We start from the raw sequence: 22,317 nt of genomic DNA on the forward strand, positions 1-22,317 counted from the left end.
AAGATATGTATCAGAATTGGGCAAGGTGTTTCAAGGCTTTTTTAATGCTTAGAAATAGGCTTTTGTTGTGAGTTAATTTATTTTACTAATTATAGTTCTATGATTTCTGCTGTCTTTTTCCTGGTAGATGAAAGAACGTCCGCATAAGAGATAAGTATAGATTAACAAATATTGTATATGCCTATTGACATTACAAAATGATTTGATATAATCAACTGTAATAACATAAGAAAAGCAAAGACGGAAAAAGTAATTTATTGGAACCATACAGAGAGAGAAACATTTGGTGAGAGTTTTTCATGAGAGATAATAAATGAAAACCATTCCTGAGCTGTAATACTGAATTAAGTAAGTGTTACCGTATGACTGCGTTAAAGTATAGGATTTGTTAGAATCTGAAGTGAAAAGTTAAGGTGGAACCGTGCATTAGAATTTATGCACCCTTAAATTAATGGTAATATGCCATTGATTTTTGGGTGCTTTTCTTATGTTGAAATTTATTAAATGTCGTAAAGGCATATTTTGAAAGGAGAACATAAGAAATGAAAGTTAGTATGAAAGATGGAACGGTAAAAGAGTGTAAATTTGAGGAGGAGTTAGGAAAAGAGGCATTTTGGCACACAGCTTCGCATGTTCTGGCACAGGCAGTTAAACGTATTTATCCTACTGCAAAATGCGCAATTGGACCGGCAATTAGAGATGGATTTTATTATGATTTCGAATTTGACTTTATTTTTTCTATTGAACATCTGAAAAAAATAGAAGATGAAATGAAAAAAGTGGTAAAGGAGAATTTAATATTACAGAGATTTGAATTGAGCAGGGATGAAGCAGTATCACTGATGTCAGAGAAAAAGGAACCGTATAAAATCATATTGATAAATGATTTGCCAATTGGAGAAAAAATCAGTTTCTATGAGCAAGGTGAATATGTTGATGTATGTGCAGGGCCTCATATTTCTAATACAAACCTGATAAAGGCATTTAAATTGACAACGATAGCAGGTGCTTATTGGAGGGGAAATGAACAAAACAAAATGCTCACAAGAATCTATGGTGTGGCATTTCCTAAAAGTAATCTACTAGAAGAATATCTTGAGTTACAGGAAGAAATAAAAAGAAGAGATCATAGAAGACTAGGGAAGGATTTGGGACTATTTGCACTATTTGAGGAAGGCCCTGGTTTCCCGTTTTTTCTTCCAAATGGAATGATACTAAAGAATCTATTGATAAATTATTGGCGAGAAATTCATGAAAGAGAAGGGTATCATGAAATATCTACTCCGATTATTCTCAATCGAGATTTGTGGCAGACATCAGGACATTGGGACCATTATCGTGAAAATATGTATACTACAGTTATTGAGGATATGGATTATGCTATTAAGCCTATGAACTGCCCAGGGGGGATGCTGGTATATAAGCAAAAGCCACATTCTTACCGTGAGTTACCAATAAGAGTAGGAGAACTAGGTTTAGTTCATAGAAATGAAAAATCAGGTACGTTACATGGATTAATGAGAGTACGAAGCTTAACACAGGATGATGCGCATATTTTTATGACACAAGAGCAGGTTACACAAGAAATAGTGGGCGTAATTTGTTTAATTGATGAGGTTTATAATAAATTTGGATTCAAATATTCTATGGAATTATCTACTAGACCAGAAAATAGTATTGGTAGTGATGAAGATTGGGAATTAGCAACGGAGAGCCTTAAAACAGCTTTAGAAGTAACAGGGAAAAAGTATGTTATAAACGAAGGTGATGGAGCGTTCTACGGCCCCAAGATTGATTTTCATCTAGAAGATTCCATGGGGAGAACATGGCAGTGTGGAACAATTCAATTGGATTTTCAACTACCACTTAGGTTTGGAGCAGAGTATATAGGTGCTGATGGTGAAAGACATAGACCTATTATGATCCATAGAACAGTTTTTGGATCGATAGAACGATTTATTGGAATATTAATAGAGCATTATGCAGGAAAGTTTCCTTTATGGCTGGCGCCTGTTCAAGTTAAAATCTTACCGATTTCTGACCGTTTTATCTCATATAGTAAAGAAGTGATGAATGTATTAAAAAAATCTGGTTTTCGTTGTGAAATGGATACTAGGGCAGAGAAAATTGGCTATAAGATTCGCGAAGCACAATTAGATAAAGTACCATATATGATTGTTGCCGGACAGAAAGAAATGGAAAATGGTGTAGTGTCAGTTAGAAAAAGAGAAGTAGGAGATTTGGGTAGCATTGAAATAAGTGAATTTATCACGATATTAAAGGGTGAGTCGGAGGTTTGAAATGAAGGCTACAGTTGTATTGATTGCGGATGATGAAGTTGAAAACTACGGTAGAAAAATACTTCTTGAAGCTCATCGTATTGGGAAGGTAGGTTTTGAAATGACAAGATTACCATTTCATGTATCTTTAAAGCAGCCATTCGTAGTACCAAGTCTTGAAGAAATCGAAGGTTTTTTTGATGAGTTTATAGAAAATGTAAGTTCTATCGAATTGAACTTTGAGGAATTAGTGGTATATCCTAATAATGCTCTTGGTGGAGAACCATCTGGATGTTTAAGTATTAGAGTTAGAAAAACCATAGAGCTTGACCATATCCAAAAAGATTTATTCGCTAATTTAGAGAATAGATTTGGTCCATGTCCAGCACCGTTTGATGATAATTATATTTTTCATATGACAGTAGCTATTGGTAAAGCGCCCTATGAAAACTACGAAAAGGCATATGATATATTATGTAAAAATAACTATAATAGAAGTTTTAAATTCCATAAAATGGGACTGTTGTATTATGACAATGATAATATTTTACCAGGTACTTATTTTTGTTATAAAACGGTTGAATTGAAACAATCAAAGTAAAAATTATATTATTAGATTTGATGTGGATGTATTGGGGAAAAGAAAGATATTTATAGAAATATTATGGGTATTTCAATTCAAAACAACGATTCAGAACCTCTCAGGACATTTGTCTTGGGAGGTTTTTGTATATTTTCTGTGTGAATTGTGATAGAATCTCAATTGATATGTCGGATATATTTATAAATTAACAGATTGATAAAACTATTTTGGAGATGCAGTATAAATGGAACCATATTATTATAGTCAGATGAGTAAACAGCAGCAGAGAATTTATCAGGTCATTAAAAGCGGTCTGGAGTCTCTCTCACAGAGCTTTGATGTGCAAAGAATTGATGGAACAGAGCTAAGTGATATTTTTTACAAGTTAAGATTGGATTACCCAGAAATATTTTATGCTTCAACATTTCATTATTCTTTCTATAATGATTCTACGTTGATAAAGATAAAGCCGGTTTATTTATTTGAAAAGAATAAAATCAGAGAGCATCAGCTGGCGATGAGAGCCCGGGTGGAGAAGCTTGCCCGGGTAGCAAAGGATAAAAGCGACTGGGAAAAGGAGCAATATATTCATGATTTTATCTGTGAAAATGTGACTTACGATAAGCTGAAGAAACAATATTCACATGAAATTCTAGGCCCATTGGGGCAGGGAGTAGGAGTGTGTGAGGGAATTGCGAAATCTGTGAAGATTCTTTGTGACCAGTTGTCTATTCCTTGTATCGTTGTTATTTCTGAAAATAACCCGGATAAGAATATCAAATATCGTCATGCCTGGAATGTGATTAAAATCAACGGCTCATGGTATCATTTAGATGCTACTTTTGATAATTCCTTAGGAAAAAAAGAAGTAAGGTATGATTATTTTAATTTGGATGATAAGAGCATTTTCAAGGATCATGAGCCGGTAATATACAAAATTCCGGTATGCAGTGCGGGTGATCATTTTTACTATAAAGAGAAGAAGCTTTCTTTTACCAAGCAGGAAGATATAGCAAGACGCTGCCAGCAAGCAATAAAAAAAGGAAAAGTGCTAACCTTTCATTGGAGAGGTGGTTATCTCACAAAAACGGTCTTAGAAGAATTATTGCATAGCATAGCTGAGGCGGCCAAGGAAAAGAGCAGGCACTGCCAGGTTTCTGTAAACTGGCAGCAGGCAGTCATTCGTGTGAAATTCATTCAGGAGCAGATAGAGAATTCAGTGAAGATGGATGATGCATACGAAGAGGAGAATGATACAGCACAGTAGAAGCCGTACTGCAATTTGCGTAAGAGGGGTAAGCAGGCTATAGGATTCTGAGAAATCTTAGTAGTAAGCCTGCAGTAAATAGACACACTTAAGATCCCAGTGGAGCAATTAGACGGTTTTACAGTTCTCATTCACCGTCAGAAAAATAATTATTATACAATAAAAATCTCAGTGCAGAAATGTTCTGGGATTTTTTTATGCACCAACAGAATAGGTGTAATGTAGCTTTTAAGCTTCGTTGCTGTTTTGGGACGATTTTTGATACAAATTCACCCAATAAACCTTACAGGTATTTACAAAGGAGTGCGAAAATGTATATACTTAGTACGGAATACGGACAAGCAATAGAAAGGATAGTGAAGTCAACGGAGTTGAGAGTTTATGAACGTATGTTTAAGCAATTTACGGATAGATGTATTGTCAGTGTGCTACATAGATTACATCTTCTACACCTATTTGACTACATTTATGTATTTAGAGACGGAAAAATCGTAGAAGAAGGAACCATAGAACAGTTGAAAAAGGCTATTTTAATGAAAAGTGGAATCAATATATGCAAATAACAGAGTAAAATATGCTTGAATACAAGATAAATTATTAGTACTAATGATACAATACTTATTTTTTAGACTTAATGATAATACACGAGAATCAAACACAAACGTTGGAACTGTCTCGGATGAATAAAAATTATAGGTTCAAAATAGTCGTCTTAAGCTTATATAAATAAAGCAAGACGGCTATTTTTTATTTATATAATATATATTTCTTTTTACAAGCTGGAATTAAGATTTTATAAGATCATTATATATGTTCCATGCATATTTCAAGGTACTGTTAAATATTTCTTCTTCATTTTTTACTATTATAGAGTATATCTGTTCTTTTAAAACTTCCATGTCATTAATACTTATCTTATCACGCAGCCAATCAAGATCGATATCAGAGGTAATATGGTTATAGTAATCAGTGGCTATATAATTAGCAAAAAGATGCATTAAGGCATTGTTCATTTCTTCGCCTCCTTTCATGCTTCATCATATTCGTTGCTTTCCAGAAATCCGTAAAAAATATTTCGGATACTACTATCTGTATATTTATTCTATCCGATTATTAGAATGTCCTAATTGATAAAAATGTTCCTATTTGTGAACCATTATATCATAAATTGTCAGGTATAATCAATAGAAATGTTCCTGTATGTGAACCGTTTTTTAGAAAGGGACTAATACTAATAGAGTTAGGGGAATGTAAGGAGGATATGCATGACAATGGTTTTACAAAACGCTGATTTATATTTGAACTTGAAGAAAATGAGGAAATCCAGCGGCTTATCTCAGTATGAGTTAGTTGCTCAAATGCAACTGCTTGGAAGTACTATGTCACGTTCTACTTATGCCAAGATAGAACAAGGAAGTAGAAATATAAAAGTTACAGACATAGTGGCATTAAAGAAAATATACAATGTTGATTTTTCGGAATTCTTTGAGGGGATAGGAACCTGCTAGATAAGATTCAAGACGGTGGTATACGATATATTTGAGGAATACTGCGAGAATGCCTATGGAATGGGACATAAGATTGGAGGATATAAGGGAGCAGCACAGCTTACAGAGTATTACCAGAGCAGTACTCCCATTGATGTCAAATCAGATGTAAGCTCTGTGTTGCTTTTTCAGCTTAACAGTGATTATGCAATGGTCATTTTTTTGAGACCCGTAAACACGATTGGATTAAGGTTATGTGGGGAGATTCTGGTGTTGGAAATTTCTCGATTAAGCGAAAAGATCTGAAAAATTGCGATTTTAGTAATGTGTTTTTTCAATGGGATTGTTCGTAGAGCATTTATTCAAAGCGGATCAAGCGCACTCTCCATTTTTCCATTTAAGCCGAATTAACACGAAAGGCCATGAGAAATCTGATGCTTTCTCATGGCCTGAAATATTCTAGAAACTGCATCTCAGTTCAAACTTTGCTGTTTATTACAATTTAGCCAGATATTTAGCAGTACGAATCATCTGGCTGGTAAAGGAATTTTCATTATCATACCAGGCAGCAATCTTAACCAGGGTATCCTCCCCCAGTGCTGTAACCTTTGTCTGTGTTGCATCAAACAGTCCACCATATGTCATACCGATAATATCAGAAGATACCAGCTCCTCCTCTGTATATCCATATTGCTCAGAACGGGATTGCTTCATTTTCTCATTGACCTGAGCTGCTGTTACTGAGCCCCTTACAACCACTGTTAATTCAGTTAAGGAGCCGGTCATAACCGGTACTCTCTGAGAGGTACCATCCAGCTTACCGTCTAAGGAAGGGATAACCAGACCGATAGCTTTGGCAGCTCCCGTTGAGGTTGGAATAATATTGCTTGCAGCCGTACGTGCCCTGCGCAGGTCTCCTTTGGCATGAGGGGCATCCAGTGTATTCTGATCATTGGTATAAGCATGTATGGTGGTCATAAAGCCTTTTCTTACAGGTGCCAGTTCGTTTAGGAAATATGCCATGGGAGCAAGACAATTGGTGGTGCAGGAAGCAGCGGATACAATAGCATCCCTTTTCGTTAAGGTGTGCTCGTTGACTCCATAAACAATAGTTGGCAGATCGCTTCCGGCAGCAGTAGAAATCAATACTTTCTTTGCCCCTGCATTAATATGAGCCTGAGAGCCTTTTTTGCAGGCAAAGAAGCCGGTACATTCTAATACCACATCTATACTGAGCTCTTTCCAGGGAAGGTTTGTAGGATCTTTTTCTGCATAGATTGGTATCGTAACGCCATCTACGATTAAACTGTTTTCTGTGTAAGAAACCTCTTTGTCATAGCGCCCTTGTGAAGTATCATATTTTAGCAGATGTGCTAGCATCTTAGGGCTTGTCAGGTCATTGATCGCTGCAATTCGATATCCTTCTGTGCCAAAAAGCTGTCTGAAGGCAAGCCTTCCTATTCTTCCAAATCCGTTTATTGCTATGTTATTTCCCATAACATCCACCTTTCTTTCTTTATTTTACATCCTTATTATATTGCTAGCGGTTATGTGGTACAATGTTAAAAATGAAGCATTTAACTATACTATCTGTCAGGAGAGAAGCATGCCCCAATATGATCGCCATAAAGGCAGAACTGTGTTAATTGAATTTATAACAGCCGAAGCTTTTGAGAGCCTTCCTTATGCAGAGAGATTTACTCTGATCTTTCTAACAACAGGAAGTATAAGCGGAACTTTAAATGACCGTCCGATAAAAATTACTGCCCCTGGTATCCTGTGTATATCAAAAGACGATAAAGTAGAGATTTTTGAGAAAGAGAATGCCTTTGCCCAGTCCTTTTGTTTCCATCCAGTTTTTCTGAACAGTATTCCGATAGCAGAGGGACAGGACTATATCGCAACCAAGTTAAAAATACGAACAGGAATATCTCTTTTTGAAAGGGATGGCCTGCACACAGGAGTACCGCTTATTACGGAAAAAGCCTATCCGCAATTGTTGGAGTGGTTCTTCGTCCTGGGAACAGAGGTGTATGCTCAAAGTGATTCCAGGTGGGTATGCAGAATCAAGCGATACCTGATACAGATACTCGGGCTGCTTGAGGATTTGAACCGCCAAAGTGAACAATCACCCGTTGATATTGTATTGGAATATATACATACCAATTATTCCGATAAAATCAGCCTTGTGGATTTGACAAGCTGCGCTCACTTAAACCGGGTATCCTTAAATAAGCTGTTTCAGGACAGATGTGGCAATACAGCAATGGGTTATCTCCTTTCCCACAGGCTAAAGGTAGCCGGCGACCTGCTAACCCATACAGGTATGAGCCTTAATGAGATTGCACGCTCTACAGGGTTTGAGTATGATACCTATTTTATCAAGCAATTCACTGCAAAGGTTGGGATGTCACCTACAGTCTATCGGAATACTACCCGCGAGATGGCGGCGGCTTTATAGATACTTTGAAGAAATAAAATTAAGGGATGACATAATGCCAAGTATATTGTAAAAGGGAAAAGGAATATTTCGATATGCTGTAGATAATTAGCAACGAAGTAGGTCTAAAGCAACCTACTTTGTTATTGTTTAGAGTTTATTTCTAAAAGTATTGATTTTCATGATAAGGTAAAATGAAGAAAATTATCTTTATCTATTTCTACTCTTCAGATATGATATTAAATCATCTGCAGCTAAACCTGAACTGCTATTTTTTGAAACAACATTATCTGAATCAATTGATAATGCTGCATGCGCTGAATTATTATTAATTATATATTGACCATACCCTAATCCTTTGCATACATAAGTGTTGTTATCGCTAGATAAGAAACCATTATATTTTTCTAAGAATAACAGAACTTGTCCGTCTTTGGTTAAAATCGGATCTTCTTCGGAAAATGTTTGTAAAACATTTATTGTTTTCGATTCTAGATTACCTTGTACGATTTCATTAACATTCACCTCTGAAACATAAAATTTTGTACCAACTTCATCAATTATTTCAGGGCTTCCATAAACATTCCCAAGAATAATTAACTCACTATTATCCTGTAAGTTCTCAATAGAGGCAGGTACGAAGTCTAGTTTGAGGTGAACAGAGTTTTTATTAGGTGTGTCGTATGTAACTACAGTTACTAAAATAGTCATTACTACTGCTAAGGCATATATTCTTTTTTTCATATTCTACCCCCTTATTAATAATTAGAATTAACACCATCAATATCATCTTTTTCTGGTTTAGCACTGCCTTTGTACCCGGAGTTTCTCATTAAAACGGTCATATCACTTATATCATCTAACCGAAAGGAGTGTCCCATTTCATGAGATACAAGTTCAGCTCCGTTTCCGCTAAAAGAACTATCGTAATATTCATTTAATTTTATATATGAGTTGTCAGGAAATAGAATTGGTATTGGAGCCTGACAATGTCCGTGCCAGCCTGTATTACCATAGTCTTTACTAGTAAATTCTATATTATAGTGGGTATAGAAGTCCGTTTCTTTTGAAACATATATTCTAGCACTGCTTGTGTTCCATGCACTAACTCCACTAGTAATAATGGAGGAATAATTTTTAGTTCCATTTTGGAGATAATAATACTTCAAGCTGTATTGGCTGGTGTTAAAATTCTTAGATCCCCATAGAATTGAGTAAGCCATAACTTTATTGGTTGAGACATAAGTACCGAAAACGAGTGCTAGTAACAGAATAATACTGAAAATTCTTTTGATGTGTTTCGATTTCATTAATAACTCCTCCTTCATCCAATTTGTTTTGTAATCCTCATCTTACCTTATTTATGTCATATTAAAATTCGTTGAATTTTAAATATAACCTTAATCAGTAAATAGTGATAGTACTAAATTACTTGTTATTATATAAGTAATAATTACTATCTATCTTTACGGCAATAGCTTTCTTGTATTCCTTGTTTTTGATATCATATATTTCTGTCTTGCTATCTAATATGCTTGCATCCCCGTTTCTCATTTTATAATAGGGGCTACGAACATTACCTTGTAATTTAAACTTGGTGGTACCAAGCAGCTCTCCAATTTGTTCTTCTGAAATGGCAACTCTTTCGTTGTTTTCATTATATTGACACTCATATGTTACTCCCTTTAACTTTAAGTAATCTCCCCATTTTAAATTTGAAAATCCAAATCTATCCAAACGAAATCCCCAAATTACTGTTGCAAGAATTAATAGTGAAAGAGTTATAATTAAGAACTTATGTTTTTTCATAATAAACCTCCAAAAATAATTTATTCTATGTAGTTGCATTATATTTATTTTAGCAATAATTACATTAAATGTAAATGTTTTCTGTCTATTCTACGATTTTTATGCATATTCTATGTCTATTTTCGGATGTTTAAATTAAATATAGAATAAAAAACTAATATAACATAAAAATTATATGATTAAATTAACGACAAAAAAAAGACTTAATAAGCTTAACGAGAATAAGAATAGCACTTGAAATCGTTGTAAGGGGCATATTTAACTCAGTAGAAAAGTCTCCCTAGATATTGTAGTTTGTTATATATATAATTTACTTGCAGGATAGATACCTTTAGAGGAATATGGCAGTCAGAGCGCTTTATTCGCCCTGTAAAATACAACGAAACGAAAAAACGATATGTTAAGGGATGGAGAAGGAAATGAAAAATATAACAACAAGACAATTCCGAATACTTGCAGATCATATGGAAATCTATCAGTTCATGACGAATATTTATGAAAAGGACTGGAGAAACGGGGTTCCAGCACCGTTTTTTGAGTATGCTTTATCCTCCTCCTGGATGGATAAGTCCTATACGCACAGAAACCGGATATGGGAGGATCAGGGGGAGATCGTTGCCTTTTGTTTTACTGAAAATCCGGTAACAGATATATTCTTTAACCTCAAACCTGGATATGAAGAGCTTGCAGAGGAGATGGTTCAATATGCAGATGAATATATGCCGCATATAGACTCTGAATTTCAGCTAAGGTTATTTAAAGGGCAGAAGGCTATTATAGAAGCAGCCAGAAAGCAAGGCTATCAACAGGTCGGTGAAAATATGGATATGATTTATGAATACGATAAACCACTGGATTACAAGCTTCCAGAAGGGTTTCGTTTTGTAGAACAGGGAAAATTCGATGTTGCCAAATCTATGGAATGCTGCTGGAAAGGCTTTGATCATGAAGCGGAGGAAGGTCCCTGGAATGGAGATGCAGAAGCGGGATATCATTTATTGCAGGCGCCTCATGCCACCAAGCAGTATGCCGTTGCAATTGAAAATGAAGCCGGAGAATATGTCTGTTGGGCGGGCATGTGGTGGGTTCCGGAAAATAATCTGGCATATATGGAACCTCTTTGCACCATACCTGAATACCGAAAGATGGGTTTGGCAGCAGCAGCTCTTTCTGAACTATATCGTAGAATGAAACCTTTGGGAGCTACTCATATGACCGGAGGCAGTAATCCTTTCTATGCGAAGATAGGCTATAAGCCGATGATTAACTGGACCTGCTGGAAGAAAGAACAGTAAGTACTTATGTTTGTATATAACTACCAAAGAAACAGCTGATTTACCTGATACCTCCTATCATTTCATTCATTGTAGTTTGGATTTTAGTTGTTTATACTATTATACAAACTGAAAGGCGTGATTGTAAGAAGAGTATAGGAGGGCAGCGGATGGATGAAGCGAAAAAAATTGTATGTACCTTAATTATTCCCAGTAAAATTTACAGGGAACTAAAGGCGGAGGTAAGGGAACTCTTTGCAGAAGAGGAGGGGGTATTTTCGGTACAATTCCCGGCAGATACGGCAGAAAATACATTTCTGGGAGAGTTTATCTGTGCCTTTTGTGAAGTGGTATTAATCATGAATAACCCCAAATATGAAATTACGGAAGAGTGTCAGTTAAGCACTGAGCTGTTAAGGTTTGGCACCTCGGAGGAATCTTACTGTCTTTTGGTGAATATAAAATATCCCGGTTCTGATAAAGTACATCATGACACACTGTATTTTAAAGAAGTATCCCAAAGCTTAGGGTTTTACACCTTTGAACTGCTGGGGGATCAGACTCTTTTTTCCATAGATTAGTAAGGTCGGAAGCTGCAGGGAATTCCTGTAGCACACGGATTTAATGTTGCGTAATTCGATTAAGTATATAGCTGGCGCTTTATGCCTTTGGTGGTTTGGGAGTCAAAGTGTACTGCATTGGATTGGCTTGCCTTATTATAAAATAGTCAAGTTGGCTTTGATGTTCTGAAAGCAGACACCAGGAAAAAAATGAAGTAATGGCAATGGCTTCTTGTGGTCCTATATACTGTACTTCTGCTATTTGTCAAAATAGTGATTGGGGAGGGGTCAAGCCGGTAGTTGAATTTCGGAAATTGAGTCTGGTGAAATTCCTCTTTCAGTATATCTACTATGCTTTTGGAACGGTACTTTTTATGTTGATTTTAATTTGGGGCAGAAGGCAAGTGATATTTGGTTTCACAAGGAGAAAATCCCATATGGAGGAATTGATATTCCTGCCTGTACTTCGTTGGAGAGCAGCCTTTTAGCTTGCGAAAGACCTTTGAGTAGTAATTGGGGTCTGTAAAACCTACATTAAGAGCTATTTCTGTTATGGAGATATCAGAACCTGTAACATAGAACAAGCTTTTTTCTATACGGTATTCAATTAGATATTCGAAAAGTGGAATCCCCATATATCTTTTAAATAAACGGCAGCATTCGCTTTTGCATAAATTAATATGTCTGGCAACATCCTCTAACTCAATCTTTAAAGTAAAATGATTCTCTAGATAGGTTAAGATCTGTTTTATTCTTTTGATATTCTGTTCCTCAAATTTTTTCGTTTCTTTTACCTGGTGTGGTCTGTTGCTTGCAAAGGTACGCCAAAGCTTCAGCAGCAGCAACTGTGTATCCAGCTCTCTGTAATAGCTCTCCTGTTTCGTTATGACAGAAAGCTGCATTAAATAGCTTATAATCTCAGTATGCCAGTTTTCTGACAAGTCGAAATGGAAAGAAGAAAAGCTTGTATCCTGTTGAAGGGGATTAACATATTTGTGCTGAATAAGACTCCCTTCATAGCCATAAATAATTTTCGGATTGAAGGTAACGGAGAGATAATTACAATCTTTATTCTTATCCATACGCCCTGTGTGCAGGGTATTGGAATTCCCAAAAAGTGCCTCCCCCTCGGTGAGATAAAAGATATCTTCATTAATCTGATAAAACATATTTCCTGAAAGAACCAGTGTAAATTCTATTTCTTTATGCCAATGCCATAGGAAAGAACCAGAGGTATACTTAGAAAGTGTTTCTTCGCTTACCAGCACAGGAAACTGATAGCTGCCGTGTTCCTTTAATTCTTTCTGTGTCGGGTCTGTTATTATTTGAATTTTATTTGTAGTTATATTTTGCAGGTTATCCGTTGTGTCAATCTTCATAGAAGGTACCTCGTTTCAATTCAGTTCATCATATAGAAAATGTAATTGATATAATCTGTAATTCTCAATTTATTACCTGAATATATAATGATTGTAGCGTATGCTAGTTCGTTTATCAATGAAAACCGCAATATTTTCCCTATATATCGCAGAATATTAAAGGTTTTTCTCTGATAAGCTGATAAACTGTTAATTAAGACGGAGAACTGAAGACGGAGCATATATGAAAAACACTGTACCATTATAGGAGCCAGGGAATAGCAGTTTTCAGACACGTCCAAAGGGAAGGAGAAAGATAAAATGGATTATTGGATGATTATAGCGGTATTATGTGCGTATGTTGTTAAAGGACTTTGTGCCTTTGCCAATACCTTGGTATTCAGTACCATACTTAGCTTTAGAACAAGTAATTTAAATATTACGCCGATTGAATTGATTGTAGGATATCCTGCAAATGCAATTATAGCCTGGAAGGAAAAGAAGTCTCTTCAATGGAAAATCTGGATACCGCTTTCCGTCCTTGTAATCGCAGGAAGTATACCTGGGGCGTTATTGTTAAAAAATGCAGACAATAGAATCATTAAGATTTTTTTTGGCATTGCGGTAGCAGCCATTGGTGTGGAGATGTTTTTTCGTGAGAGCCGGCAGGTAAAGAAGAAGTCTTCACCATTTGTTTTGTGGATAATAGGTGCTGTTTCGGGACTTCTGTGTGGATTGTTCGGTATCGGCGCCTTACTGGCCGCATATGTTGGACGGACAGCAGATAATAACCAATCTTTTCGAGGAAATCTCTGTATGGTGTTTTTGGTGGAGAATACCTTTAGAATTCTATTGTATCTGGCAGCAGGAATTATAACCCCCGGCATAATGAAAACGTCTGTTTTTCTGCTGCCCTTTATGCTGATCGGACTGGGAATTGGCAATTACCTGGCCCGTATCCTGGATGAAAGGAAAGTGAAAAAGGTGGTTATCCTTTCTCTGATAATATCAGGTGTCTGGTTAGTGCTAAAGAATATAAGCTGGCTGTGATTCAATTGTACTCCAGAAGCTGAGATTCATGTGTAATACTACAGCTATGATTCATGTGTAATACTGCAGCTATGATTCATGTGTAATACTGTGGCTGTAATTTTTATTGTAAATCTCAAAAGATTTGACAGATTTCCCGTTTATGTGATATGATTAATATAACTGATTTAGAGATATTGTATTAAAGATGCAAATGGTAGTGAAGATATGATAACAGCAAGTGTCATTCGTAGCGAAAGTTAGGAAGGATACCTGCTGTTTTTTTTGCGTTCAAATCAGTTTAAAAACATATTAAGAGAGGTAGCGATATGCCGCAGAACAAGAGAGAAAGTATGATTTTTACAGTAATGATGTGTTTTTTTATGGTGCTTTGGATGAGCATCTATAATGTTTCCCTTCACATGAAGGGGTTGTCCCTGACAAGTGTAAAAGAAGCCTGGACGGGGTTTCCTATTGCCTTTATAGTCGCCTTATGCTGTGACGTATTTATCGTTTCGGGGGCTGCCAAAGGATTTGCCTTCCGTTATCTGCTCAAAGCAGAAAGCAGCAATATACAAAAGGCCATAACAGTGTCCTGTTGTATGGTAATACCTATGGTTATTATCATGTCTTTATATGGGGCTTTTGAAGCTTGTTTTCAATCGGGGGCATGGAAGCAGCTTCCGGTTATCTGGATGTTCAATATCCCAAAGAATCTTATAATGGCACTTCCCCTTCAGTTATTACTGGCAGGTCCTATAATCAGAAGACTTTTTAGAAAAGCATTTCCTGTAGGGAAGGTACTGGATTAAACATTGGTATTCAGGGGGATTAAGGGAGGATATTCTGGCAAACATTCTCCTTTAAGTTTTCCTTCCCCCAATTGCACATTTCTGACAGGACAGGCATAAGTGACAGGCCTTTTTCAGTTAAGGTATATTCCACTTTAGGAGGAATCTGCTGGTACTCTGTCCGTATGATGATATCGTCCTTTTCCAGTTCCTTCAGCTGAGTGCTGAGCATCTTGTGGGTAATTCCCTTAATGGAGCTCATGAGCTCGCCGTATCTTAACACTTCACTTTTCCATAACCAGAACATTATAATAATTTTCCATTTCCCGCCTATGATGGACAGGGTATATTCAATGGGCCTGGAGCATACTTCAACTTTTTTGGGCATGTCTTGCTTCCTTTCGGGGAGTATTATTTAAAAAGTGCATACTTTTACTTTATATCGAAATATATTATACTATTTTAACATACAATGCAAATAGGTTTCTGTAGGCAGAAAGATGGTAACGTAAAAATAAAAGTCAGAATCGTATACGTGCAAGAGTGCGAAGACAGGAGTGAAGAATGAAAGAATTAGGAGCAGAAGAATTTAACAAGAATCCGTTTCAATTGATCGGAAGGGAATGGATGTTAGTAACCGCCAAAAAAGGGGATAAGATGAATACCATGACAGCCGCCTGGGGTGGTTTGGGTATAATGTGGGATAAAAACGTTGCTTTTATCGTAATAAGGCCCAGCCGTTATACGAAAGAATTTATTGATAGTGCAGATACCCTTTCTCTTACGTTTTATGATAAAGAGTATAAAAAACAACTGGCTTACTTAGGAAGCGTTTCCGGAAGAGATGAAGATAAAATATCAAAATCCAATTTTACAGTGGTGTACGAGGGAGAGACACCCTACTTTAAGGAAGCAAACCTGGCAATTATCTGCAAAAAGCTGTTTCGTCAGGAATTTACTCCGGACTCTTTTGTTGAAAACGGACTTGCGGAGAAATACTACCCAGGGAAAGATTATCATACTCTGTATATTGCAGAGATAGAGAAGTTCCTGGTAAGTGAATAACATCATTGTGCTGGAATATTAAAGGAGTGCATCCGGACCCCTGTCTTAGCTGACAGAGGTCCTTTCTATTTGTTGTAGTGAAAAATATTGAAAAATAATTCGAAAAGAATGTCGAAGAAGGAATATCTTATAAATTATCTTAAGAAAAAATTTTAGTATTGATAGTAAAAAAGGGTATCTTTAACAAAAACATATTGATATAATACAACTAACTATATTGTTTTGTATGCTAAATAAAAGGGTTGAAAAAGAGTCCAACTGTTCCTATTTTTGGCCGAAGGAGTTAGGTATGAGAAAGTATTATATTGATAATATTCGTATCCTGTGTATTCTGCTGTTGTTTCCGTATCATACAGCGATGATATTTAATAACTATGGTGAAAGCTGGTATATACACAGCAGGGGATCAGAGGCTGCCAGTTTATTTCTTATAGCGGTATACCCCTGGTGGATGGCACTCTTATTTGCCATGGCAGGAATGTCTGCGGTATATGCACTGAACAAAAGAACAGCCAAAGAATATCTTAATGAAAGAATACATAAGCTTTTAATCCCAACGATAGCGGCGATACTTTTACTGGTACCGGTGCAAACCTACATAGCAAATCGAACCTTTAACGGGTACAGCGGAAATTATTTTGAGCACCTTAGGTTTTTCTTTCGTTTGACTGATTGGAGCGGATACGATGGGCATTTTACAACAGGGCAGCTTTGGTTTACCCTCTATCTCTATCTATATTCCTATTGTTTTCTATCTCTTATGGTATGGTACTCAAAAAGGGATAAGAAGCTTAAGGGGGAGAAGTTCACCTTAATAAAGCTTATTCCTATGTTCATACTGATTGCGCTGGTAACACCTGTTTTGAATATTGGGGGTAAGAGTATCAGTGAATTTGCCGCTTATTTTTTATTGGGATACTTTGTTCTTAGTATGGAAGAGGTTCAGGAAAGACTTAAGAAGTATAGTGTTTTACTGGCGGTATTCTGGGTAGCTCTTATACTCTGGCGCTGCATCATGTACCAAAAGGGATTAGGAGAAGGGCTGTGGTGGGAGCTTGAACAGAGGCTTCTTGCCTGGGTGGGAATACTGGCCGTCTTGGGTATTGGAAGGCGTTATCTGGAGTTTAATAATAAGTTTACTTCCTACTTTACACCGGCAGCTTTTCCGCTGTATATATTCCACCAATCCATTATTGTAATAATAGGTTATTTTACGATTAATCGTATAGACGGGTTATTAACCCAATATGTTATTATATGTCTGGCCTCCTTTGGGTTAACGATAGCACTGTATGAGTTATGTAGACGGATAAGGGTCACCAGATTTCTATTTGGAATAAAGAAATAAGCAGGAAGAAAAGAGGTAGCAGATTATGCTGTGCCGATTGGTGATTGATATGAGCACATATCTCTGTACAAGGTCTGATGGGACGAAGCCTGTACAGAGTATTGGTTGAATAGAATTGTTGTTTAAGCCAGCAGTAAACTAAGATTCGTCCCCATTGGGGCTTGTACTTATAAAATACTATTAATATATTTTATAAGGAGATTCCAATGGATAATAAAAGTTTTCGTAATTATATTGTATTTTGGTTAAGTCAATCCGTATCACAGTTAGGGAGTGCAATGACAGGATATGCACTGATTGTATGGGCTTATAAGCAGACGGGCTCAGTACTAACAGTATCATTGATGTCTTTTTGTTCCTTTGCACCTTATATTATTGCCAGTTCTGTTACAGGACCGCTCATAGACAGGTATAAAAAGAAGACAATTATAGTGCTTTCTGATTTGGCAGCAGCGTTGAGCTCACTTGCTGTTCTGCTATTTTTGTTGCAGGGAAAGCTTAACTTAGGACACATATATGGTGTTAATATAATAATTGGGTGTATGAATTCATTGCAGTCACCAGCAGTCTCTGTAGCAGTGAATAACATGGTGCCAAAAGATAAATACAAACAGGTAAGCGGAATGGATTCCTTTTCCGGAAATCTGGTGGCGGTAACAGCGCCTATGCTGGCAGCTTTTGTATTATCTGTTCTGGGACTGGAAGGTGTTATCTTTATAGACTTAATCAGTTTTCTTTTTGCTGTTGCTGTCTTAATCTTTAAAGTTTCCATAAAGGAAGCAGGGGATAAGACAAAGGAGCAGAAAGAAGCTTATTTTTCTAGCCTTAAGAGTGGGTATTTATATCTAATGGAGAATAAGGGGCTTTTGTTTATTATGATAAGCATTGCTTTCATGAATTTCTTTTCCAGACTGACTTATGAGAATGTACTGTCACCTATGCTTCTTGCCAGAAGCGGAGGTGGTGATATTGCTTTTGGCATAGTAAGCGCTGTACTTGGTATAGGCGGTTTAATAGGCGGGATTCTGGTATCTGCCGGTAAAACATTTAAAAGTAATCTGAAAATGATCTATTATTCGGCAGCTTTTAGTTTCCTGTTAGGGGACCTTTTGATGGGACTTGGGAGAAATGTTTATTTATGGGTAATTGCTGGGTTGGCTGCCAGTATACCAATCCCCTTTATTAGTGCTGGACAGCGTATCCTTATGTATGAAAAAATACCAAAGGAGATGCTTGGCAGGATATTCGCAGTACGTAATGCCATTCAATACTCGACGATACCTTTGGGCATATTGCTTGGAGGAGTACTGGCAGACTTTGTGTTTGAACCATTTATGAGTTCTGGAAATTTGCTTGCAGCTTTTCTTGGCAGTCTGGTAGGAAAGGGTAAAGGCAGCGGAATGGCAGTAATGTTTCTGATAACAGGTATATTGGGTACAGTATCAACTCTGATAGGATATCACAGTAAAGAAGTTCAAAGTATGAAAAATAAAGAAAAATAGCCTACACAGTAGTTTTTGGGAGGGAGAATGGCCTAGATGATAGAAGTGAAATTTTATGATGAAATAGCGGACGAGAAATTAAAGTTTGCAGTTATCCTGACGAAGACAAAAGGGAAATGGGTATTTTGCAAACATAAGGAACGCATTACCTATGAAATTCCAGGAGGGCGAAGAGAACCTGGAGAGAGTATCCTTCATACAGCTATGAGAGAGTTGTATGAAGAGACAGGAGCTCTTTTATTTGACATTACCCCTGTCTGCGTTTATTCTGTTGTAAGAAATGAGGAGATGAAAGCCGATGACACAGACAGCAAAGCAGAGGCGGATGAAAGCTTTGGCATGCTCTATTTTGCTGATATTGAGGAATTTGAGGGTGAGCTCCATAATGAAATTGAATCCATCTTAATTACCGAGGAAATGCCAACTAATTGGACATATCCACTTATTCAGCCAATATTATTGGAATATGCGAAACAAGCTGGATTTTTCTAATAAAATAATAAATGTTCTTTAAAATTAATAATTAGCAGGAGGCTTAGAATGTATCAGAAGCCGGAAATGATATTATTTGACTACGGACAGACATTAGCAAGAGAAGAGAAGTTTAACCCGGTAAGGGGGACTCAGGCGATGTTAAAGCATGTAAAGAGTAATCCCAATGGTGTTACTGCTCTTCAAATACAGGAACTGGCAGATACATTAATCGAAGAAATTGCAAGTACGCTCCTTGGGGATAGCAGAAGCAGAAATCTTCTGGAAGTAAGCAATCATGTATTTCACCGTTATCTGTATGAATATTTTGGGGTGGAATTTGCAGAAAGCCCAGAGGTAATGGAACGTATTTTCTGGGATAATGCAGCAACGGGAAGGCCTACAGAGAATATTGAGAAGCTGCTGCTGCATTTGCAACAGATAGGAATACGTACCGGAGTCATAAGCAATATTACTTTCAGTACGGATACCCTTACAAACAGGATCAATGAACTCCTTCCGGATAATCATTTCGAATTTATTCTGGCCTCCAGCGACTATATATTTCGTAAACCTCACGGGAGGATCTTTGAAATGGCTCTTGCGAAGGCAAAACTTTCAGCGGAGCAGATATGGTTTTGCGGAGATAATCCCATATGTGACATAGAAGGAGCTTATAAAGCGGGGATGAAACCTGTCTGGTATACGGCCTGTATATTCGAGGATATGGAAGTAGCTCCAGGTATACCTTATCTTAAAATTGATGATTGGGAAGAATTAATACATATGTTATAATAGAAGAGGTTGCGGCGTTAGGAATTGACCTGTACTGTTTTCAACAGGATAATAATGCTGCAACCTAAGCTATTCGAAGTATTGCTGCCATGGGTGGCTGAAGGTGAGGAATATATGAAGAGACAATGTAGTCTAGATGAAATATCAGACGGTAAATTATACAGTGCCAACGATTTGGTGGAAGCCAGCTGCAACGGATGTCATGGAAGGGCTTCCTGCTGTCACGGCATGGGGAATTCCATTATTCTGGATCCTTATGATACCTATAGGCTGACAACCGGCCTTAATCTGTCCTTTGAACAATTACTGGCAGGTAAGCTTGAACTGAATGTGGTGGATGGAATCATACTTCCCAATCTTAAAATGATAGGCGCCAAAGAGCAATGTTCGTTCCTGGATGAGAGAGGAAAGTGCAGTATCCATAACTTCAGATCCGGAATATGCAGAATATTTCCCCTTGGAAGGGTTTATGAGAACAACAGCTTTCAGTATTTTCTTCAGACCGGAGAGTGCAGAAACAGCAGCAAGACTCAGGTGAAGATAAGCAAATGGATAGCCACAGAGGATTTAGAGAGAAATGAGAAATTTCTTATAAGCTGGCATTATTTTATTAATACTGCAGAAACAGCAGTAAAGAAGGCAGCAGATGAGAAGAGAATCAAAGAAATCAACATGCTTATACTGAATCTCTTTTATCTTATGAAATATGAGAAGGATATAGATTTTTATCAGCAATTTGAAGCAAGGCTTTCAAAGGCAAAGGAACTCCTTGGAATATAATATCAATACAGTAGAGCTATAAGAGCCCTCCGGTTATTTAACAGTTATAGAAAATATGGCAGACTTGTATTGAGATATAATGTGCCCTTGGGATAAATAGAACGGGATTGGAGTAAATGAAATAATTATTATAGAGTTTATTGCATACAGGTCATAAAGGAGTAGTAGGACATGGAACGAAAAGAACTGGTGGAATTATTACAGGAACATAACCAGGAACATCTATTGTGGTACTATGACAGGCTTACAGAGGAAAAACAGGCAAATCTTGCAGCACAGCTGGAGAAGCTGGACTGGAGGCTCTTAAAACTTTCTGAAAGTGGAAATGTCAGTCAGAAGCGAGGGGAGTTTAGCCCCCTTGCCGGTTTGAACAGAGAGCAGATTGAAGCGAACCGGGAAGCTTTTGAAAAAGCAGGACTAAAGGCTATTCGGCAGAATAAAGTAGGAGCGGTCCTTCTGGCTGGAGGGCAGGGTACCAGGCTTGGCTGCAGCGGACCGAAAGGGAATTTTAATATTGGCGTGACCAGGGAAATTTATATCTATGAGTTGTTATTTGGAAACCTTCTTGAAGTGGTTCATAAGGCAGCTGCCTGGATACCGTTATACATTATGACCAGTGATAAGACGCATGAGGAAACGACCAATTTCTTAAAGGAACATCAATATTTTGGTTATAATGAGGCTTATATTAAATTTTTTGTCCAGGAGATGAATCCTTCCGTCGACTATGATGGAAAACTCCTAATGGAAGCACCGGACAGGCTGTCGCTGTCTCCCAGTGGTAACGGAGGATGGTTTTCCTCCATGGTAAAAGCCGGATTGCTGAAGGATCTTGAAGCCAGGGGGATTGAATGGCTGAATATATTTGCAGTTGATAATGTGCTGCAAAAGATCACAGACCCTCTGTTCTTAGGAGCGACTATATGCTCCGGGAAAACAAGCGGAGCTAAGGTGGTCAGAAAGGCAGAACCTGGTGAACGAATAGGTGTATTGTGTACGGAAGATGGTAAGCCATCTATTGTGGAATATTATGAAATGACGGAAGTTATGCGGCAGGAGAGAACGCCCTCTGGTGAGTTAAGCTATTCGCTTGGTGTTACCTTAAATTATCTGTTCAAACTGGATAAGCTGAAGGAAATTTTAAGCAAAGATCTACCGATACATGTGGCAGAGAAGAAAATACCTTATCTGAATCAGGAAGGGGAATATATTCAGCCGGATAAACCCAATGGATATAAATTTGAAGAGCTGGCATTGGATATGATACCTTTATTTGAGGAGTGTCTTCCTTTTGAAGTAATCCGAGAAGAGGAATTTGCTCCGGTAAAGAATGCTTCTGGGGTTGATTCCCCTGAAACTGCCAGAGAACTTCTTAAGAGAAACCATATTAAACTGTAACGAGGTTATCCATAAAGAAATAACTAATCACATATACGACAAGGCGAATAGTATAAAACATAATATAAAGAATAAATCAAC

Annotated in this window: 25 protein-coding genes and 1 other annotated feature; of the genes, 18 read left to right on the forward strand and 7 right to left on the reverse strand. The window is 37.2% G+C overall.

The genetic code is table 11. The features are described 5' to 3' along the window. Positions 1-228 precede the first annotated feature (228 nt). Positions 229-448: a binding site (T-box leader), on the forward strand. Positions 449-542: 94 nt separating this feature from the next. From thrS to R2R35_RS14720, 4 genes are all read left to right on the forward strand, one after another. Then, entirely contained in the window at positions 543-2,300 is a 1,758-nt protein-coding gene (gene thrS / locus R2R35_RS14705; protein WP_317730573.1) for a threonine--tRNA ligase, read from the forward strand. 1 nt (position 2,301) lies between these two features. Beyond that, positions 2,302-2,880 (forward strand): 2'-5' RNA ligase family protein, encoded by a 579-nt coding sequence (locus tag R2R35_RS14710; RefSeq protein ID WP_317730574.1) that lies wholly within the window; start codon positions 2,302-2,304, stop codon positions 2,878-2,880. 226 nt (positions 2,881-3,106) lie between these two features. Further along, entirely contained in the window at positions 3,107-4,129 is a 1,023-nt protein-coding gene (locus R2R35_RS14715) for a transglutaminase domain-containing protein (RefSeq protein WP_317730575.1), read from the forward strand. 311 nt (positions 4,130-4,440) lie between these two features. Continuing rightward, positions 4,441-4,692, forward strand: coding sequence for a hypothetical protein (locus R2R35_RS14720; RefSeq protein ID WP_317730576.1), 252 nt, complete (start codon positions 4,441-4,443; stop codon positions 4,690-4,692). 222 nt (positions 4,693-4,914) lie between these two features. Here the strand turns inward: R2R35_RS14720 and R2R35_RS14725 are convergent, their stop codons facing one another. Next, entirely contained in the window at positions 4,915-5,142 is a 228-nt protein-coding gene (locus R2R35_RS14725; protein WP_317730577.1) for a hypothetical protein, read from the reverse strand. A gap of 252 nt (positions 5,143-5,394) precedes the next feature. Here R2R35_RS14725 and R2R35_RS14730 point away from each other — a divergent pair, with 252 nt between their 5' ends. Next, positions 5,395-5,637, forward strand: coding sequence for a helix-turn-helix domain-containing protein (locus tag R2R35_RS14730; RefSeq protein ID WP_317730579.1), 243 nt, complete (start codon positions 5,395-5,397; stop codon positions 5,635-5,637). A gap of 233 nt (positions 5,638-5,870) precedes the next feature. Then, on the forward strand, positions 5,871-5,969 hold the full coding sequence (locus tag R2R35_RS24735; protein WP_442872250.1) for a DUF1963 domain-containing protein: 99 nt from the start codon (positions 5,871-5,873) through the stop codon (positions 5,967-5,969). Between the two features lie 142 nt (positions 5,970-6,111). Here R2R35_RS24735 and gap read toward each other — a convergent pair whose 3' ends face one another. Further along, entirely contained in the window at positions 6,112-7,113 is a 1,002-nt protein-coding gene (gene gap / locus R2R35_RS14745) for a type I glyceraldehyde-3-phosphate dehydrogenase (protein ID WP_317730580.1), read from the reverse strand. A gap of 109 nt (positions 7,114-7,222) precedes the next feature. Between gap and R2R35_RS14750 the strand changes: the two genes are divergently transcribed. Further along, positions 7,223-8,077, forward strand: a complete 855-nt coding sequence (locus R2R35_RS14750; protein WP_317730581.1) for an AraC family transcriptional regulator — start codon at positions 7,223-7,225, stop codon at positions 8,075-8,077. A 189-nt stretch (positions 8,078-8,266) separates the two neighbouring features. On the opposite strand, the gene R2R35_RS14755 is transcribed toward R2R35_RS14750, so the two are convergent. From R2R35_RS14755 to R2R35_RS14765, 3 genes are all read right to left on the reverse strand, one after another. Beyond that, positions 8,267-8,800 carry a hypothetical protein gene (locus R2R35_RS14755; protein WP_317730582.1) on the reverse strand — a complete coding sequence of 178 codons (534 nt, stop codon included), beginning with the start codon at positions 8,798-8,800 and terminating at the stop codon, positions 8,267-8,269. Between the two features lie 14 nt (positions 8,801-8,814). Beyond that, entirely contained in the window at positions 8,815-9,366 is a 552-nt protein-coding gene (locus tag R2R35_RS14760) for a hypothetical protein (RefSeq protein ID WP_317730583.1), read from the reverse strand. 118 nt (positions 9,367-9,484) lie between these two features. After that, entirely contained in the window at positions 9,485-9,865 is a 381-nt protein-coding gene (locus R2R35_RS14765) for a hypothetical protein (protein ID WP_317730585.1), read from the reverse strand. A gap of 419 nt (positions 9,866-10,284) precedes the next feature. Between R2R35_RS14765 and R2R35_RS14770 the strand changes: the two genes are divergently transcribed. Next, positions 10,285-11,160 (forward strand): GNAT family N-acetyltransferase, encoded by an 876-nt coding sequence (locus R2R35_RS14770; RefSeq protein WP_317730586.1) that lies wholly within the window; start codon positions 10,285-10,287, stop codon positions 11,158-11,160. Positions 11,161-11,309: 149 nt separating this feature from the next. Next, a complete protein-coding gene (locus tag R2R35_RS14775; protein ID WP_317730587.1) occupies positions 11,310-11,720 on the forward strand; it encodes a hypothetical protein in 411 nt (136 codons plus the stop codon). A gap of 362 nt (positions 11,721-12,082) precedes the next feature. Here the strand turns inward: R2R35_RS14775 and R2R35_RS14780 are convergent, their stop codons facing one another. Next, positions 12,083-13,078, reverse strand: a complete 996-nt coding sequence (locus tag R2R35_RS14780) for an AraC family transcriptional regulator (protein ID WP_317730588.1) — start codon at positions 13,076-13,078, stop codon at positions 12,083-12,085. 300 nt (positions 13,079-13,378) lie between these two features. Here R2R35_RS14780 and R2R35_RS14785 point away from each other — a divergent pair, with 300 nt between their 5' ends. Further along, positions 13,379-14,107 carry a sulfite exporter TauE/SafE family protein gene (locus R2R35_RS14785; protein WP_317730589.1) on the forward strand — a complete coding sequence of 243 codons (729 nt, stop codon included), beginning with the start codon at positions 13,379-13,381 and terminating at the stop codon, positions 14,105-14,107. A 308-nt stretch (positions 14,108-14,415) separates the two neighbouring features. Further along, positions 14,416-14,898, forward strand: a complete 483-nt coding sequence (locus tag R2R35_RS14790; RefSeq protein ID WP_317730590.1) for a DUF2798 domain-containing protein — start codon at positions 14,416-14,418, stop codon at positions 14,896-14,898. Between the two features lie 19 nt (positions 14,899-14,917). Here the strand turns inward: R2R35_RS14790 and R2R35_RS14795 are convergent, their stop codons facing one another. Further along, positions 14,918-15,265, reverse strand: a complete 348-nt coding sequence (locus tag R2R35_RS14795) for a winged helix-turn-helix transcriptional regulator (protein ID WP_317730591.1) — start codon at positions 15,263-15,265, stop codon at positions 14,918-14,920. Between the two features lie 176 nt (positions 15,266-15,441). Between R2R35_RS14795 and R2R35_RS14800 the strand changes: the two genes are divergently transcribed. The 7 genes from R2R35_RS14800 to R2R35_RS14830 all read left to right on the forward strand — a co-directional run bounded on the left by R2R35_RS14800 (position 15,442) and on the right by R2R35_RS14830 (position 22,236). Beyond that, a complete protein-coding gene (locus R2R35_RS14800; RefSeq protein WP_317730593.1) occupies positions 15,442-15,942 on the forward strand; it encodes a flavin reductase in 501 nt (166 codons plus the stop codon). Positions 15,943-16,231: 289 nt separating this feature from the next. Further along, a complete protein-coding gene (locus tag R2R35_RS14805) occupies positions 16,232-17,290 on the forward strand; it encodes an acyltransferase family protein (protein ID WP_317730594.1) in 1,059 nt (352 codons plus the stop codon). A gap of 206 nt (positions 17,291-17,496) precedes the next feature. Beyond that, complete coding sequence (locus R2R35_RS14810; RefSeq protein WP_317730595.1) at positions 17,497-18,792, forward strand: MFS transporter; 1,296 nt, start codon at positions 17,497-17,499, stop codon at positions 18,790-18,792. Between the two features lie 36 nt (positions 18,793-18,828). Continuing rightward, entirely contained in the window at positions 18,829-19,284 is a 456-nt protein-coding gene (locus tag R2R35_RS14815) for an NUDIX hydrolase (protein WP_317730596.1), read from the forward strand. A gap of 48 nt (positions 19,285-19,332) precedes the next feature. Next, positions 19,333-20,058 (forward strand): HAD family hydrolase, encoded by a 726-nt coding sequence (locus R2R35_RS14820; protein ID WP_317730597.1) that lies wholly within the window; start codon positions 19,333-19,335, stop codon positions 20,056-20,058. 114 nt (positions 20,059-20,172) lie between these two features. Beyond that, positions 20,173-20,838: a YkgJ family cysteine cluster protein gene (locus R2R35_RS14825; protein WP_317730598.1), complete on the forward strand. Its 666-nt coding sequence runs from the start codon at positions 20,173-20,175 to the stop codon at positions 20,836-20,838. Between the two features lie 171 nt (positions 20,839-21,009). Further along, on the forward strand, positions 21,010-22,236 hold the full coding sequence (locus tag R2R35_RS14830; RefSeq protein ID WP_317730599.1) for a UDPGP type 1 family protein: 1,227 nt from the start codon (positions 21,010-21,012) through the stop codon (positions 22,234-22,236). Positions 22,237-22,317: the final 81 nt, after the last annotated feature.

Origin of the sequence: Anaerocolumna sp. AGMB13020 (genome assembly GCF_033100115.1) — a bacterium.
Lineage (GTDB): Bacteria > Bacillota > Clostridia > Lachnospirales > Lachnospiraceae > Anaerocolumna.

What these genes read in the sequence shown, in the direction of transcription:
- thrS (WP_317730573.1), top strand. Translation starts at nt 543, where the DNA reads ATGAAAGTTAGTATGAAAGATGGAACGGTAAAAGAGTGTAAATTTGAG.
- R2R35_RS14710 (WP_317730574.1), top strand. Translation starts at nt 2,302, where the DNA reads ATGAAGGCTACAGTTGTATTGATTGCGGATGATGAAGTTGAAAACTAC.
- R2R35_RS14715 (WP_317730575.1), top strand. Translation starts at nt 3,107, where the DNA reads ATGGAACCATATTATTATAGTCAGATGAGTAAACAGCAGCAGAGAATT.
- R2R35_RS14720 (WP_317730576.1), top strand. Translation starts at nt 4,441, where the DNA reads ATGTATATACTTAGTACGGAATACGGACAAGCAATAGAAAGGATAGTG.
- R2R35_RS14725 (WP_317730577.1), bottom strand. Translation starts at nt 5,142, where the DNA reads ATGAACAATGCCTTAATGCATCTTTTTGCTAATTATATAGCCACTGAT.
- R2R35_RS14730 (WP_317730579.1), top strand. Translation starts at nt 5,395, where the DNA reads ATGACAATGGTTTTACAAAACGCTGATTTATATTTGAACTTGAAGAAA.
- R2R35_RS24735 (WP_442872250.1), top strand. Translation starts at nt 5,871, where the DNA reads ATGTGGGGAGATTCTGGTGTTGGAAATTTCTCGATTAAGCGAAAAGAT.
- gap (WP_317730580.1), bottom strand. Translation starts at nt 7,113, where the DNA reads ATGGGAAATAACATAGCAATAAACGGATTTGGAAGAATAGGAAGGCTT.
- R2R35_RS14750 (WP_317730581.1), top strand. Translation starts at nt 7,223, where the DNA reads ATGCCCCAATATGATCGCCATAAAGGCAGAACTGTGTTAATTGAATTT.
- R2R35_RS14755 (WP_317730582.1), bottom strand. Translation starts at nt 8,800, where the DNA reads ATGAAAAAAAGAATATATGCCTTAGCAGTAGTAATGACTATTTTAGTA.
- R2R35_RS14760 (WP_317730583.1), bottom strand. Translation starts at nt 9,366, where the DNA reads ATGAAATCGAAACACATCAAAAGAATTTTCAGTATTATTCTGTTACTA.
- R2R35_RS14765 (WP_317730585.1), bottom strand. Translation starts at nt 9,865, where the DNA reads ATGAAAAAACATAAGTTCTTAATTATAACTCTTTCACTATTAATTCTT.
- R2R35_RS14770 (WP_317730586.1), top strand. Translation starts at nt 10,285, where the DNA reads ATGAAAAATATAACAACAAGACAATTCCGAATACTTGCAGATCATATG.
- R2R35_RS14775 (WP_317730587.1), top strand. Translation starts at nt 11,310, where the DNA reads ATGGATGAAGCGAAAAAAATTGTATGTACCTTAATTATTCCCAGTAAA.
- R2R35_RS14780 (WP_317730588.1), bottom strand. Translation starts at nt 13,078, where the DNA reads ATGAAGATTGACACAACGGATAACCTGCAAAATATAACTACAAATAAA.
- R2R35_RS14785 (WP_317730589.1), top strand. Translation starts at nt 13,379, where the DNA reads ATGGATTATTGGATGATTATAGCGGTATTATGTGCGTATGTTGTTAAA.
- R2R35_RS14790 (WP_317730590.1), top strand. Translation starts at nt 14,416, where the DNA reads ATGCCGCAGAACAAGAGAGAAAGTATGATTTTTACAGTAATGATGTGT.
- R2R35_RS14795 (WP_317730591.1), bottom strand. Translation starts at nt 15,265, where the DNA reads ATGCCCAAAAAAGTTGAAGTATGCTCCAGGCCCATTGAATATACCCTG.
- R2R35_RS14800 (WP_317730593.1), top strand. Translation starts at nt 15,442, where the DNA reads ATGAAAGAATTAGGAGCAGAAGAATTTAACAAGAATCCGTTTCAATTG.
- R2R35_RS14805 (WP_317730594.1), top strand. Translation starts at nt 16,232, where the DNA reads ATGAGAAAGTATTATATTGATAATATTCGTATCCTGTGTATTCTGCTG.
- R2R35_RS14810 (WP_317730595.1), top strand. Translation starts at nt 17,497, where the DNA reads ATGGATAATAAAAGTTTTCGTAATTATATTGTATTTTGGTTAAGTCAA.
- R2R35_RS14815 (WP_317730596.1), top strand. Translation starts at nt 18,829, where the DNA reads ATGATAGAAGTGAAATTTTATGATGAAATAGCGGACGAGAAATTAAAG.
- R2R35_RS14820 (WP_317730597.1), top strand. Translation starts at nt 19,333, where the DNA reads ATGTATCAGAAGCCGGAAATGATATTATTTGACTACGGACAGACATTA.
- R2R35_RS14825 (WP_317730598.1), top strand. Translation starts at nt 20,173, where the DNA reads ATGAAGAGACAATGTAGTCTAGATGAAATATCAGACGGTAAATTATAC.
- R2R35_RS14830 (WP_317730599.1), top strand. Translation starts at nt 21,010, where the DNA reads ATGGAACGAAAAGAACTGGTGGAATTATTACAGGAACATAACCAGGAA.